Raw genomic sequence first — 14561 nt, forward strand, 5'->3', positions numbered from 1 at the left:
GGCCACTAATGTGGCCTTTTTGCATTGATGTTTACAATTTTTTGCTAACATTAAGTGTCTTAAATTACAAAAGCAGCTAAAATAGCCGCTTTTTTGCAGCTTACCCAAGAACGGACGCACACACAGTCTATGAAAATGCTCAATCGTATGATTAAGTTAGCACTGTTTTCATCAGTGATGACTCAACCACTTTTTGCTAACCAGGAAGAGCAAAAACAGTTAAATACCCAGCTTAAAGATGACATTACGTCGGTTGAAGTAAAAACCTATAATTTACCGAGTAATAGCGATTGGAATCTAAAAGATATTCCCGATGACTTTTATCAATCACCTTATCAAATAAATTTATTTTCAAACAACTATGGTCAAGACCGAGAGCGCTTATGGTCACAAACTAAATCTGTGATGGGGTATGGCTTCGGTGTTGCTGGCTTAATTTTAATGTTGCCAGAAGATATCTCTAAATGGGATAAGGAAAACGGCGTATTTTCTAAGTGGACTGACAATGTAAAAGAAGGCCCAACATGGGACCGCGACGTTTGGTGGCTCAACTGGATTGGGCACCCGTATTTTGGTGGTGTTTATTACCAAGTTGCACGTAAGTCAGGCTATCGCCAGTGGGATTCGTTTTTATACGCATTCACTATGAGCACATTTTATTGGGAATACGGTATTGAAGGATTTGCTGAAATACCGTCAATGCAAGATTTAGTGATTACACCGGTATTAGGTTGGGCTTACGGCGAATGGGCATATCAAACAGAAATGGAAATTCGTAGCACTGGCGGAGAGGTGTGGGGCTCAAAAACCTTAGGTGATGTATCGCTATTTTTACTTGATCCAATTGATGCTGCGGGTAAGGGCATTAACAACCTGTTTGATATGGAAGTGGTTAAAGCGGGTACCGGTGGAATTAACTTTGCGAAGATGCAACTACCAACGGGTGAGTATGAAGATCAAGTGCAACTTAATGTGCACTATCAACTTGGTTCAGGTAAGGAGCAGCAAGCACCTACTTATCAAAAAAACTATATTAGTAAAAAAGACCCAGTTGATATCGGCGTCATAGGCCTTGGTCTAAATTACGGCAGTTTAAATCCTGGTGAGCATTGGGGTTTAGAGCAAGATGTTGCCAATGGCTGGAATTTAGGTCTGTATTTTTCACCGCGCTTCTCAATGAAGCTTGATTATTTAAAAGGTCAACTACCGCGAGAAATTGGTTCAGGTGATCAAACATTTGAACAATTTAATGTGGGTGCAAACTATTACTTTAACAGCGATAGTAGTTTTCGCCCGTTTGTTAGTGCAGGTGCTGGTGAAATGTTGTATGCAAAAAATAATGAAGATGATGGTGACAGTACATTTGCGTTAAATGCAGGCCTAGGTATGCATTACCAAATTAACAACAATTTTGCTCTTCAGTTAGACGCTAAACGTTTCTTCAATAGTAAATACAGTAACAACGACACTGCATATAATTTTTCGCTAATTTACTTTTTTGGTGAAGGTCAAAGGTAGTATCAATTTTACTTAATTAGGTGATTTTTTTAGCGAAGTAAACACTGCATTAACTGTATTGAAAAATACTGTGTCGTTTTTATCGGGCAGGAAGTGACTGTTAATTTACTAAAAAATAAGCGACCAATTGGTCGCTTATTACTGACAACAACTTAGGAAGCAATCTAAGTTATAAAGTTCGCAAGTAGGCTTTAGAAAGCATACTTAGCTGAGAGTTGTAAGCGGTTGATATCGCCATCAACACCACTTTCGGTTTCGCGCTCACCTACTTTGTATTCAACACCAAAAGTAAGTTTTTTCTCAGGAGAATAAAGCAAGTTTGCACTGTAACTCATTGATGTTTTTGTTGGGTCACCAGTGATATTTAACAAGTTTTGGTTATTATCAGCACTAAAATATGACGCAAGGAAAGTTGAACGTAACTTTTCATTCCAGTGGTGTTGATAACCAACAAAGCCCGAAACTGAGTCAATCGCATCTAAATCATTGCCATCAAGCACTGCACCATGTGCGACATTTAAACCAACGTAACGCCCTAAACCACTACCTGCTGTGACCATGTATTTTAAATTATTCTTACCAAAGTTAACGCGACCTGACGCGCTCACACCAAATGACGATGTTGATGCGTCTGCACCACCCGCTTTATAAGTAAGTTGTCTTGCAAGGCCCGCAACAGTGAAGTGACCCCAATCGCCTTTAAAGGTATAACGAGCTGTAATATCCGGCAAGCTAGAGTCGTCGGTTTCGTTGCGCACACCACCTGCTGTGGTAATCGTACTTTCAGGGTTTTCTGCCGATACAGAAAAGCCGCCTGAAGTGTACTTAATCATCGCTTGGCGCACGAACACAGTACCTTCAGCAGGGCCAACGAAATCAAGTGTTTCTGGTAATGCGCTAACGTTTTGGAAGTTTGACCACGCTTGACCAAATAAGAAACCATTGTACGTTACAAATGCTTGACGAATACGCGGCGCATAAGAATTTGATACACGCTCGTTACCACCTGGCGATGCAATAAAATCGAGCTCAATTTTGGTGTTAATTGATTCGCCGTTGTCTAATTTAGTGGACGTTGCCAAGTTAAAACGTGATTGACGTGCATGCATATCAAATACAGGATCTGTATCTGCGTCACCACCCACTGGAGTGGTACTTGGTACATAAAAATCACGACCAATGCTTGTGCCACCTACCGTACCAGCAGACCAATCACTCCACATTGCATCAAGCTTTACATAACCACCATATTTTACATCTGTAGACTCTAATACACCCGCTTGGGCTGAAGTACCGAACAATACTGCTAAAACGCTGAGCGCTGTTGTTGTTAGTTTATTGTTTTTCATAACTGTATCCCGATTAAGTTAACATCTTCACTGTTGGCTATGTTCAGATTTTGCTCAATTACCCATTGGTCTATACGACTAAGGTATAGCTAAACGGGCTTAAACAGTGTGTTAATTCCATTAAAACCCATGAAACTAGTTGTATTTGTGAATAATTCGTTAAAAAATATAGTCGTAGATAGCGGTAAATCGCAAAATAAAAATTTAATATTATGAATAATAAAAGTAATTGAGATAGCAGTAATAATTGGAGTTGTTAAAAAGATGTTCTTGATTAAGTACTCTCTATATTTAAATTAAGATGCTACTAAGGTCTAATTCTTTATACCACCTAGCTGAGTAATGCTTGAGGGTATTGGACTAGGTTGCATTTAGGCGACTAGCAACAAAGTTAAGAAAGGGGCACTCATGTCACAAGAAATTTACCCAGTACCAGCGTCTGTTAAAGAAGCAGCGTTAATTGACGAAGCAAAATATAACGAACTATATCAATGGTCGATTGACGACCCAGAAGCATTTTGGGGTGAGCAAGGTAAGCGACTAGACTGGATTAAGCCGTATACCAAAGTTAAAAATACCTCATTTGATAAAGGCCATGTTGATATCCGTTGGTATGAAGATGGTCAACTGAATGTGTCTTATAACTGTATTGACCGTCACTTAAAAGATAAAGCCGATAAAGTTGCGCTTATCTGGGAAGGTGATAACCCTGAGCATTCAGAAAACATTACGTATCAGCAACTTCATGATGAAGTGTGTAAGCTAGCAAATGGTTTACGTAAGCTAGGTGTGCAAAAGGGCGACCGCGTTGCGATTTATATGCCTATGACGCCACAAGCAATTTATGCAATGCAAGCGTGTGCTCGTATTGGTGCAGTGCATTCAGTTGTGTTTGGTGGCTTTTCTCCTTCAGCAATTGCAGACCGTATTCAAGATTCTGGTGCGAAAGTGGTTATCACATCTGACCAAGGTCGTCGCGGTGGTAATGCAGTACCACTAAAAGCAAACGTTGATGAAGCATTAACGCAAGCTGGCGTTACAAGTGTTGAACACGTTGTTGTGCACCAACTTACAGGTGGTGATGTTGCATGGAATGATGTAGACGTTTGGTGGCATGATTTAGTTGCTGACCAAGCAACAAACTGCGAACCAGAAGTAATGGATGCAGAAGACCCGTTATTTATTCTTTATACCTCAGGTTCAACAGGTCAGCCTAAAGGCGTTGTACATAGCACGGCAGGTTACTTAGTTTATACTTCGCTTACGCATCAATATGTTTTCGATTTACAAGAAGATGACGTTTTCTGGTGTAGCGCAGATGTGGGCTGGATCACGGGTCACAGTTACATTGCCTATGGGCCATTGGCGAATGGTTGCACTCAGGTTGTATTTGAAGGTGTACCAACCTATCCATCATCAGGTCGTATGGGTGAAGTAGTTGATAAGCATAACGTTACTATTCTATATACCGCACCAACAGCTATTCGTGCGTTAATGGCGAAAGGCGATGAGCCAACAGCTTCTTCTACACGTGAATCACTGCGCATTTTAGGTTCAGTAGGTGAGCCAATTAACCCAGAAGCATGGGCTTGGTATTATGAAAATATTGGTAACAGTAATTGTCCAATCGTTGATACATGGTGGCAAACTGAAACTGGCGGTATGATGATTACGCCACTACCAGGTGCAACAGATTTAAAACCAGGCTCAGCAACACGTCCATTCTTTGGTATTTTGCCTTCGTTATTTGATGCTGAGGGTGAAACATTACAAGGTGCAACAGAAGGTAACCTAGTTATTCTTGATAGTTGGCCGTCACAAGCACGTACTGTGTACGGTGACCATGAGCGCTTTGAACAGACTTATTTCTCAGCATACCCGGGCGTTTACTTTACCGGTGATGGTTGTCGTCGTGATGAAGATGGTTACTACTGGATCACAGGCCGCGTAGATGATGTACTGAATGTTTCGGGTCACCGTTTAGGTACAGCTGAGATTGAAAGCGCGTTAGTTGCACATGAAGCGGTTGCTGAAGCGGCAGTTGTTGGTTTCCCACATGATATTAAAGGCCAAGGTATTTACGTTTATATTACGCCGAATGATGGCGTAGCAGTAAGCGACGAATTAACCAAAGAGGTACGTAATTGGGTTCGTAAAGAGCTTAGCCCAATAGCAACACCAGATATGATCCAATGGTCACCAGGTTTGCCAAAAACACGCTCAGGTAAGATTATGCGCCGTATTTTACGTAAGATCGCAGCAAATGAATACCAACAGCTAGGTGATACATCAACACTTGCCGATCCAAGTGTTGTAGAGGAGCTAATTGAAAACCGTCTAAACCGCTAAAAGGTTTGTGAATCAATTAAACTCACAGTAACATTAAGGCTGTTATCAGGGATAACAGCCTTTTTATTAGGAGTCATATATGAGCAAGTTTTTGATAGCGGATGATCACCCTTTGTTTCGCGAAGCACTTAAAGGGGCTTTAAACGGCAGTTTCGATGATTTAGAGATATTTGAATCTGAGAGCTTTGATACGACGCTGCAAGTACTAGAACAACAACAAGAGCTCGATTTATTATTACTAGACTTACACATGCCTGGTAGCGGCGATTTATATGGTCTAATTCGTATTCGTGAAGATTACCCCGATTTACCGATTGCCGTTGTTTCTGGCACCGAAGACATTCAAATTGTTTCAAAAGTCATGAGTTATGGTGCCCTTGGTTTTATTCCAAAATCGTCATCTTCAGCACAAATTGCGGCTGCAATCGAAGAAATTCTAGATGGGGAAACTTGGTTGCCAGAATCAATGGCTGATAAAGTTGAAGAAGTGATTGAACAAGATGCAGAGCTTGCGCAGCAAATTGCATCACTCACACCACAACAATACAAAGTTTTAAGCTATTTACACGAAGGTTTGTTAAATAAACAAATCGCGTATGAACTGAATATTTCAGAAGCCACAGTGAAAGCACATATCACGGCAATATTCAGAAAACTGGGTGTATACAACCGAACGCAAGCGGTATTAATTGCCAGCAAACTGCAGTTAGAGCCAGTTGACTCTAATTAGCATATTAAAAATAATAAAAACCGAGCAAATATGCTCGGTTTTTTTCTTTCTAAAGTATCTGTAATTGCTGTTACTAGTTTGATGTTAGGCGAATAAACTTCTCGGCTAATTCATCAAGAGACTCAACATGCTGTGGGTCTTTTTTAATACAGTCAATCGGACAAACGCTGACACAAGTCGGTTGGTCGTAATGACCAACACACTCGGTGCATTTTTCTGGATCAATTTGATAAATTTTATCACCCATGTAAATTGCCTGATTAGGGCATTCAGGGTCGCACATATCGCAATTGATACACTTCGAATTTATCATCAATGCCATGATACTAGGCCTTTTTAAAAGGGTTACGCGTATCTTGGTCTGAATCTAAATTCCTTAATAGAATCGCTTTATCAAGTTCAATATCTTCCGGTAATGGAATTTTTACAATATGGCCTGAACCTTTAGCATCATCAATGCGCTCACCTTTCTTATTTTCCATATGATCTAAGGTAAACTGAATATTGCCTTGTGGTGTCATAAGTTCCATTGAATGGCCAGTACAGAATTTGTTCTTAACATCAATTTCAACCAAACCGTTGTTGTGACGGCCTAATACTTCACCAACAAATTGCTGCTTGTCTGACACTGAGTGGCCATATTCATAGTTTTGGTATTCTTGGTGCACATGGCGCTTTAAAAAACCCTCGGTGTAACCACGGTGCGCAAGGTTTTCTAAGGTGCGCATCAAGTTAGGATCAAATGGTTTACCGGCAACAGCGTCGTCAATGGCTTTACGGTAAACTTGTGCGGTGCGCGCAACGTAATAAAACGACTTAGTACGACCTTCAATTTTTAAGCTGTGTACACCCATTTTGGTTAGCTGATCTACGTATTGCACTGCCCGTAAATCTTTCGAGTTCATAATGTAAGTGCCGTGTTCATCTTCAAACGCAGGCATGTATTCGCCAGGGCGGCCTTGTTCTTCCAACATAAATACTTCGTTTGTTGGTGCGCCTTGGCCTAGGGTTGGGATCACTGAGTTTGGATCAATTTTATGAACAACATCACCGGTTTCGGTTTCCTTGCCCGGTTTTACATCATATTCCCAACGACATGCATTGGTGCAGGTACCTTGGTTTGGATCGCGCTTATTAATATAACCAGACAGCAAACAACGACCAGAGTACGCCATGCATAATGCACCGTGAACAAATACTTCTAACTCGGTTTCAGGGCATAACTCTCGAATTTGGCCAATTTCTTCAAGTGATAACTCACGCGATAAAATCACGCGTTCAACCCCTTGCTGGGCCCAAAATTTTACCGTTGCAAAGTTTACAGCATTAGCTTGAACAGAAAGGTGAATAGGCATATCCGGCCATTTTTCACGTACCAGCATAATTAAACCAGGATCTGACATAATTAAGGCATCGGGGCCCATTTCAATAACAGGTTCTATATCGCGCAAATAGGTATTCACCTTGGCATTATGCGGTGCAATGTTTGATACCACATAAAGCTTTTTACCTAAATCGTGTGCTTCATTGATCCCGAGCGCTAAATTATCAAGGTCAAATTCATTATTACGTACGCGTAAACTATAGCGAGGTTGACCGGCATATACTGCATCAGAGCCATAGGCAAAAGCATAACGCATGTTCTTTAAGCTACCTGCAGGTGACAGTAATTCAGGTACAAAAGGTGTGTTCATTGACGTGTCCTCATACATCGAACTGGGTGCTGGCCAGTTGCATGATTTAAAAAGCGGGTAATTCTAACGCACCGAGAAATTGAGAATTTTGATATAGATCAAATTAGCCTAGGTGTTTTGTTTGGCGGTATTGAATTAGCATTGAGGTGATAATGTTTATTTATTTTTCTCACTTTGTTGGAAAAGTAATCAGATTATTTTCGGTTTTAATAGGATTTTCACACAAATATGCGTATAATTCGCGGCCGTTAAAATCATTAATTATTTATGGAGCATAAAAGATGGCTTTAGAGCGTACTTTTTCTATCGTAAAACCTGATGCAGTTGCTAAAAACCACATCGGTGCTATCTACAACCGTTTCGAAACTGCTGGTCTTAAAATCGTTGCAGCCAAAATGGTTCACCTTTCAAAAGAGAAAGCTGAAGGTTTCTACGCTGAGCACAGCGAGCGTCCTTTCTTCGGTGCTTTAGTTGAGTTCATGACATCTGGTCCAGTAATGGTTACTGTTCTTGAAGGTGAGAACGCAGTACTTAAAAATCGTGAAATCATGGGTGCTACTAACCCTGCTGAAGCACTAGCTGGTACTTTACGTGCTGACTACGCAGATAGCATCGACGAGAACGCAGTACACGGTTCTGACGCTGTAGAATCAGCTGCTCGCGAAATCGCATACTTCTTCTCTGACGAAGAAATCTGTCCACGTACTCGTTAATTTTAACGACGTAGACAAACGTGCATTAGCTCAGGTTAATGCAGTAGAAAAGGGCTCTTTAGCCCTTTTCTTGTCATTTTGAACTAAAACAGTCTGTTTTAGTTACAGTGTCAACTTTGCTTTAAATTTACGGTACTTGGCTAAATATGCCGATTGCGCAAATGTAAAAGTAAAGCAAAGTTGATATATCAGCTAATATAAAGTTGTATTACGTACTAGGGTCTGAGTTATGAGTGCTGCGGAAAAGAAAATTAATTTATTAGATTTAACCCGTGAAGGAATGCGAGAGTTATTTGTTTCATGGGGTGAAAAGCCGTTCCGTGGCGATCAGGTAATGAAATGGATGTACCATTTCGGCATTGATAACTTTGATGAAATGTCGAATATCAACAAAAAGCTAAAAGCCAAGCTACACGCAGAATGCGAAATTAAAGCGCCTGAAATTTCAGTTAAGCAAGTGGCTTCAGACGGCACAATTAAATACGCATTAGTGCTTGAAGGGGGTCAAGAAGTTGAAACAGTGTGGATCCCTGAAAAAGACCGTGCAACATTATGTGTTTCATCACAAGTTGGTTGTGCGCTTGAGTGTACTTTCTGTTCAACAGCGCAACAGGGCTTTAACCGTAACCTAAAAGTATCTGAAATCATTGGCCAAGTTTGGCGTGTCGCAAAAGATATTGGTTTACATGGCGATTCAACTAAGCGACCAGTTACCAACGTGGTAATGATGGGCATGGGTGAGCCACTACTTAATCTCAACAATGTTGTTCCAGCAATGGAACTGATGATGGATGATTGGGCATTTGGTTTATCTAAGCGTCGCGTTACTTTAAGTACCTCAGGCGTTGTTCCTGCACTGGATATCTTAAAAGAAAAAATTGACGTTGCATTAGCTATTTCACTTCACGCGCCGAATAACGAATTGCGTGACGTGCTTGTACCAATCAACAAGAAGTACCCAATTGAAGAGTTCTTAGCTGCGTGTCGTCGCTATATTGACGGCTCTAAAGCAAACAAAGACATCACTATTGAGTACGTTATGCTACAAGGTGTGAATGACAGCACTGATCATGCACACGAGCTAGTTAAAGTGTTAAAAGGCACGCCATCAAAAATTAACTTGATTCCATTTAACCCGTTCCCGGGCAACGAATACGGCCGTTCAAGTAACAGTCGTATTGACCGTTTCTCTAAAGTGTTACAAGCCGCTGGTTTAACTTGTATTGTACGCCGTACACGTGGTGATGATATCGATGCAGCATGTGGTCAGTTAGTGGGTGATGTTGTGGATCGTACTAAGCGTGTAATGAAGAAAAAGCAACTCGATGATAACAAAATTAGTGTCAATACGGTAAACCCGTAAAGGATCTAGAAAAAATAAGATGATCCCGAGGCTAATTCGGGTAGAATTGAGATAATTGTCAGAAAATGAGTATAACTATGCGTCGTTCAATATTAGTAGGTGTTGCGCTATTAGCAACAACAGGATGTGTAACCGAAAGTGTTTATGTTGGTAGTGATAAGCCAGTTGTCGAAAATCGAATAGATAACGATGAAGCGGCAAGAACACGCATTTCATTAGCATTAAAATACTTAGCTTCTGGCGATAGCACACAAGCAAAATATAACTTAGAGCGCGCCGCTAAATTTGCGCCTAAATTACCTGAAGTTCATTACACTACTGCGTATTATTACCAGCAAGTGGGTGAAAATGAACTTGCTAAAGAGTCTTACTTACGCGCAATTGATATTGCACCGGATGATCCAAATACGCTAAATAACTATGGCGTGTTTTTATGTGGTTTAGGTGAATACGATGAAGCATCAGAATACATTTTGCGTGCAATCGAAATTCCAAGCTATCTGCGCGTTTCGCAAAGTTATGAAAACCTAGCGCTATGTGCGATTGAAAATAACGAATTTGATGAGGCGGAAGAATATCTTGAAGCTTCAGTAAAACACAGCCCATCGCGTGGCTCGTCACTGGTTAACTTGTCTGCGATTTATTATGCCAAAAGCGATTTACATCGTGCGCAAACATTTATGAATCGTTACGAAAAATCAGGCCGTATTTCTTCTCGCTCGTTAATGCTCTCATACTTAATTGAAAATCGTATGGGGCATATCGAAAAAGCCAATACATTGGCATTAACGCTGCAGCAAACCTACAGTAATTCAATTGAAGCACAACAGATTAAACTTAAGAAAACATCCGACAGTGAGTTTGAGCGTCTACGTGAAAAATACCGCAAAAATGAGTTAAGCAAGCTTAAAAAAGAGCTTAACCCAGATGGTAAATCGGTTGTTGCTAAGCCACAAGTAAAAGTGGTTAAACGTAAAGCGCAACCAGAGCAAGCGGAAGTAACACTAAGCAAAGCCGAGATTGAACCACAAGTAAAAGTGGAAGTTGCTAAGCCAACTACACAAGTTGCGAAAAATGAAGTGGTTGTAGCGCAAGCTAAAGCACAGCAACAAGCGCCGGTTACACAACGTATTCCACTTAATAAGCTGGTTGAAACGCCTTATCACGTTATGAAAGGTGGTGAGAATCTGTTCTCGGTATCGGTTAAATACAATGTTAAATTAGCTAAGTTACTTGAATGGAATGGCTTAACCGAAAACGATCCGGTTTTTGCTGGCACAAAAATTTATCTTAACAACCCTAATATTTACCACCTAGTTAAAGATGGCGACACCTTATTTAGTATTTCTGTGAAGTACAATTTACGCATGAAGTCGCTTGCTGAGTGGAACGAGATTCAAGAGTCGGCAACATTAAGCCCAGGTAAAAAAATCTTGTTAGTAAATCCTAAAACTTACGCACTATGACCGAAGAAGTATTAGCTCAAGAACCAACAATAGGTTTAGGTGAGCAGTTAGCAACTGCTCGCGAGCAACACGCTGTTTCAATTGATGAAATGGCACATAAGTTAAAATTAACATCAAAACAAATTTCAGCCATAGAATGTGACGATTACAGCCAGTTAGGGCCCGTCACTTTTGTAAAAGGCCATATTCGCAGTTATTGTCGCGAATTTAACCTAAACGAAGCACAATTAATGTCGCAGTTTAGGCACCAAAGGGAAGAAACTGAAAAGCGAATGCAAAGCTTTTCAAGACGTACGGAACGCGAAGCAAAAGATAACCGATTAATGCTTTTTAGTTACGCAATTATTGCACTTATTCTTGGTTCATCGTTGTTTATCTGGTGGCAAAATCGTGAACCAGCACCAACGGAAGCTGAAACAAGCAAAACGGTGGTTGAAACGCCAAGTCAAGAAAACAGTAATGTACCGGTCGTAACTGAGCGTAAAGCTGCAAGCCAAATAAACCTTGCTGAAGTGTCTCAGTTCAGCAATGACGAACCTCTGCAAACGAGCAGTCAAGAACCTAAAACCACGTCAGTTGAGCAGCCACAAGTGGCTGAACCGGCGGTGGTTGAAAAGAAAAAAAATACTAAGAAAAACGTCAGTACTATTGTGATGACGTTTAAAGATGATAGCTGGGTCGAGATTTTTGATGCCGATGGCGAGCGTGTCGCATTTGGTGTTAAGAAAAAAGGCTATGTCATGACATTAGATGGCAAAGCGCCATTTAATGTGGTGCTGGGCAAGCACTATATTGTTGATGTTGAGTTTAATGGTGAGTTAGTTGATATGTCACATTTCCCTACTAATCGACTCGCCAAATTTAGCCTGCCGTTGAGTGAGTAATAAGCATGTTTTCAGAATCTCCGATAAAACGCCGCAAATCAAAACGCATTTATGTAGGTAATGTGCCAATTGGCGATGGCGCACCGATTGCCGTGCAGTCAATGACCAATACCGAAACTACCGATGTCGCGGCTACGGTCGCGCAAATCAATGCAATTCAAGCAGCTGGTGCGGATATTGTACGTGTTTCTGTGCCTACAATGGACGCGACTGAAGCATTTAAAGAAATTAAACAGCAAGTTGATATTCCGCTGGTTGCGGACATTCACTTCGATTACCGTATTGCGCTAAAAGTTGCTGAATATGGTGCCGATTGTTTGCGTATTAACCCAGGTAATATCGGCAGTGAAGAGCGTATTCAAGCGGTTGTTGATGCTGCACGCGAAAAGAACATTCCAATTCGCATTGGTGTGAACGGTGGTTCGTTAGAGCGCGATATCCAAGAAAAATACGGTGAGCCAACACCTGAAGCATTGCTTGAATCAGCGATGCGTCACGTAAATATTTTAAGGCGCCTTAATTTCGATAATTTTAAAGTATCGGTAAAAGCGTCAGATGTATTTTTAGCGGTTGGTGCGTATCGATTGCTTGCGAAAGAAATTGAACAGCCGCTGCATTTAGGTATTACTGAAGCCGGTGGTTTTAGAGCGGGCTCAGTTAAATCTGCGGTTGGTTTAGGCATGTTACTAGCCGAGGGCATTGGTGATACGTTACGTGTCTCACTTGCAGCCGACCCAGTGCAAGAAATCAAAGTAGGTTTTGATATCTTAAAATCTTTGCGTATTCGCTCTCGCGGCATTAATTTTATCGCCTGCCCAAGCTGTTCACGTCAAGAATTTGATGTAGTAAGCACGATGAATCAGCTCGAAGAGCGTTTAGAAGACGTTATTGAACCTGTGACTGTTTCGGTTATTGGCTGTGTAGTAAATGGTCCGGGCGAAGCTCTGGTGAGCGATTTAGGTTTAGCGGGCGCTAATAAGCGCTCTGGTTTGTATATCAATGGTGAGCGTCAAAAAACGCGTATTGATAATACGCAAATTGTTGACCAACTAGAAACGCAAATTCGCGATTACATCGCAAAAAAAGACACTGAACAACAAATAGACGTTAAGTTAGTTGAGTAAGTAGTCTCGTTGAGTATAATTGACAATCTTCTTTTTTCTGGGGCGATATTCGCCCCATGCATTTAATTAGCAATAGGGTAAAAGCAGCGTGGCAAAACAAATCCAAGCAGTTCGCGGCATGAATGATTGTGTACCGGGTGATACTCAGGTATGGCAAAAAGTTGAAAGCATTTTACGCGAAACAGTTGCATCGTATGGTTATCAGGAAATTCGTTTTCCAATTGTTGAATCAACTGATTTGTTTAAACGCTCAATTGGTGAAGTTACCGATATCGTTGAAAAGGAAATGTACACCTTTGAAGATCGCAATGGTGACAGCCTAACATTACGTCCTGAAGGTACAGCGATATGTGTGCGTGCAGGTAACCAAAATGGTTTGCTGTATAATCAAGAACAGCGTCTTTGGTATATGGGCCCAATGTTCCGCCACGAAAGACCTCAAAAAGGTCGCTACCGTCAGTTTCACCAGTTTGGCTTAGAAGTTTTTGGCTTTGAAACTGCGGACATTGATGCAGAAGTAATTATTTTGACTGCACGTTTATGGAAAGCATTTGGTATTAGTGACCACGTTAGATTAGAGCTTAACTCACTTGGCTCAAATGAAGCGCGCGCGCAATATCGTGATGCACTTGTTGCTTACCTTGAGCAAAATATCGATGCATTAGACGAAGACTCAAAACGTCGTATGCACTCAAATCCATTACGTGTACTCGACAGTAAAAACCCTGACGTGCAAGCAGTTTTAGTTGATGCACCAAAGCTATCTGAACACTTAGACCAAGAGTCACAACAGCATTTTGCAAATTTATGTGAACGTTTAGATGCTGCAGGCATCGAATATCAGGTTAATGAAAAACTGGTACGCGGTTTAGATTACTACAACCGCACTGTATTTGAATGGGTTACTGAAAGTTTAGGTGCACAAGGCACAGTGTGTGCTGGCGGTCGTTACGATGGCTTAGTTGAACAACTAGGCGGTAAAGCGACACCAGCAGTGGGTTTTGCAATGGGCATGGAGCGTTTAGTGCTGATGTTGCAAGAGCTTGACCGTGTTGGCGAAATTCGTCGCACCAGTGATGTTTACATTGCGGCGATGGGTGATGCAGCAAGCATTCAAGCACCTGTTATTGCCGAGAAGTTACGTGAAAAAGTACCAGGAATACGCATTACAGTGCATGCCGGTGGCGGTAACTTTAAGAAACAATTGAAACGCGCAGATAAAAGCGATGCTGTATACGCACTGATTATCGGTGACAGTGAACTTGAAAATAACCAAGTGACTGTAAAACACTTACGCGAGCATCAAGAACAACAAACACTAAATTTAGATCAAGCAGCCGAGTTGCTAACAGGCTTGGTATAAGAGGTTAG

Annotated in this window: 12 protein-coding genes; 9 read left to right on the plus strand and 3 right to left on the minus strand. The window is 41.2% G+C overall.

The features are described 5' to 3' along the window. The first annotated feature begins 147 nt into the window (after nt 1-147). On the plus strand, nt 148-1518 hold the full coding sequence (locus ACXAFE_RS03035; RefSeq protein ID WP_475148454.1) for a DUF3943 domain-containing protein: 1371 nt from the start codon (nt 148-150) through the stop codon (nt 1516-1518). Between the two features lie 191 nt (nt 1519-1709). Here ACXAFE_RS03035 and ACXAFE_RS03040 read toward each other — a convergent pair whose 3' ends face one another. Continuing rightward, complete coding sequence (locus tag ACXAFE_RS03040; RefSeq protein WP_010560888.1) at nt 1710-2867, minus strand: DcaP family trimeric outer membrane transporter; 1158 nt, start codon at nt 2865-2867, stop codon at nt 1710-1712. A 408-nt stretch (nt 2868-3275) separates the two neighbouring features. On the opposite strand from ACXAFE_RS03040, the gene acs reads away from it, so the two are divergent. After that, on the plus strand, nt 3276-5216 hold the full coding sequence (gene acs / locus ACXAFE_RS03045) for an acetate--CoA ligase (protein ID WP_475148465.1): 1941 nt from the start codon (nt 3276-3278) through the stop codon (nt 5214-5216). Nucleotides 5217-5295: 79 nt separating this feature from the next. Beyond that, nucleotides 5296-5946 (plus strand): response regulator transcription factor, encoded by a 651-nt coding sequence (locus ACXAFE_RS03050; RefSeq protein WP_010560886.1) that lies wholly within the window; start codon nt 5296-5298, stop codon nt 5944-5946. A gap of 73 nt (nt 5947-6019) precedes the next feature. On the opposite strand, the gene ACXAFE_RS03055 is transcribed toward ACXAFE_RS03050, so the two are convergent. Then, nucleotides 6020-6268 carry a YfhL family 4Fe-4S dicluster ferredoxin gene (locus tag ACXAFE_RS03055; protein WP_054979682.1) on the minus strand — a complete coding sequence of 83 codons (249 nt, stop codon included), beginning with the start codon at nt 6266-6268 and terminating at the stop codon, nt 6020-6022. Nucleotides 6269-6272: 4 nt separating this feature from the next. Beyond that, nucleotides 6273-7640: a prephenate-dependent tRNA uridine(34) hydroxylase TrhP gene (gene trhP, locus ACXAFE_RS03060; protein ID WP_475148477.1), complete on the minus strand. Its 1368-nt coding sequence runs from the start codon at nt 7638-7640 to the stop codon at nt 6273-6275. 281 nt (nt 7641-7921) lie between these two features. On the opposite strand from trhP, the gene ndk reads away from it, so the two are divergent. The 6 genes from ndk to hisS all read left to right on the plus strand — a co-directional run bounded on the left by ndk (nt 7922) and on the right by hisS (nt 14553). Next, the gene (gene ndk / locus ACXAFE_RS03065) at nt 7922-8353 is read left to right on the plus strand and encodes a nucleoside-diphosphate kinase (protein WP_010560883.1); all 432 of its coding nucleotides are present in this window, start codon (nt 7922-7924) and stop codon (nt 8351-8353) included. A 229-nt stretch (nt 8354-8582) separates the two neighbouring features. Then, a complete protein-coding gene (gene rlmN, locus ACXAFE_RS03070; RefSeq protein WP_010560882.1) occupies nt 8583-9716 on the plus strand; it encodes a dual-specificity RNA methyltransferase RlmN in 1134 nt (377 codons plus the stop codon). 77 nt (nt 9717-9793) lie between these two features. Next, the gene (gene pilW, locus ACXAFE_RS03075; RefSeq protein ID WP_475148480.1) at nt 9794-11182 is read left to right on the plus strand and encodes a type IV pilus biogenesis/stability protein PilW; all 1389 of its coding nucleotides are present in this window, start codon (nt 9794-9796) and stop codon (nt 11180-11182) included. After that, the gene (locus ACXAFE_RS03080) at nt 11179-12066 is read left to right on the plus strand and encodes a RodZ domain-containing protein (protein WP_475148482.1); all 888 of its coding nucleotides are present in this window, start codon (nt 11179-11181) and stop codon (nt 12064-12066) included. The genes pilW and ACXAFE_RS03080 overlap by 4 nt, the downstream gene beginning before the upstream one ends. A gap of 5 nt (nt 12067-12071) precedes the next feature. Further along, on the plus strand, nt 12072-13190 hold the full coding sequence (gene ispG, locus ACXAFE_RS03085; RefSeq protein WP_475148485.1) for a flavodoxin-dependent (E)-4-hydroxy-3-methylbut-2-enyl-diphosphate synthase: 1119 nt from the start codon (nt 12072-12074) through the stop codon (nt 13188-13190). A gap of 88 nt (nt 13191-13278) precedes the next feature. Further along, complete coding sequence (gene hisS / locus ACXAFE_RS03090) at nt 13279-14553, plus strand: histidine--tRNA ligase (protein WP_475148488.1); 1275 nt, start codon at nt 13279-13281, stop codon at nt 14551-14553. The last annotated feature ends 8 nt before the right edge of the window (nt 14554-14561 follow it).

The sequence above is a fragment of the Pseudoalteromonas sp. ABV4_021 genome (genome assembly GCF_056159365.1).

Excerpts from the sequence above, each read along its gene's own strand:
- ACXAFE_RS03035 (WP_475148454.1), top strand. The coding sequence starts at position 148 with ATGATTAAGTTAGCACTGTTTTCATCAGTGATGACTCAACCACTTTTT.
- ACXAFE_RS03040 (WP_010560888.1), bottom strand. The coding sequence starts at position 2,867 with ATGAAAAACAATAAACTAACAACAACAGCGCTCAGCGTTTTAGCAGTA.
- acs (WP_475148465.1), top strand. The coding sequence starts at position 3,276 with ATGTCACAAGAAATTTACCCAGTACCAGCGTCTGTTAAAGAAGCAGCG.
- ACXAFE_RS03050 (WP_010560886.1), top strand. The coding sequence starts at position 5,296 with ATGAGCAAGTTTTTGATAGCGGATGATCACCCTTTGTTTCGCGAAGCA.
- ACXAFE_RS03055 (WP_054979682.1), bottom strand. The coding sequence starts at position 6,268 with ATGGCATTGATGATAAATTCGAAGTGTATCAATTGCGATATGTGCGAC.
- trhP (WP_475148477.1), bottom strand. The coding sequence starts at position 7,640 with ATGAACACACCTTTTGTACCTGAATTACTGTCACCTGCAGGTAGCTTA.
- ndk (WP_010560883.1), top strand. The coding sequence starts at position 7,922 with ATGGCTTTAGAGCGTACTTTTTCTATCGTAAAACCTGATGCAGTTGCT.
- rlmN (WP_010560882.1), top strand. The coding sequence starts at position 8,583 with ATGAGTGCTGCGGAAAAGAAAATTAATTTATTAGATTTAACCCGTGAA.
- pilW (WP_475148480.1), top strand. The coding sequence starts at position 9,794 with ATGCGTCGTTCAATATTAGTAGGTGTTGCGCTATTAGCAACAACAGGA.
- ACXAFE_RS03080 (WP_475148482.1), top strand. The coding sequence starts at position 11,179 with ATGACCGAAGAAGTATTAGCTCAAGAACCAACAATAGGTTTAGGTGAG.
- ispG (WP_475148485.1), top strand. The coding sequence starts at position 12,072 with ATGTTTTCAGAATCTCCGATAAAACGCCGCAAATCAAAACGCATTTAT.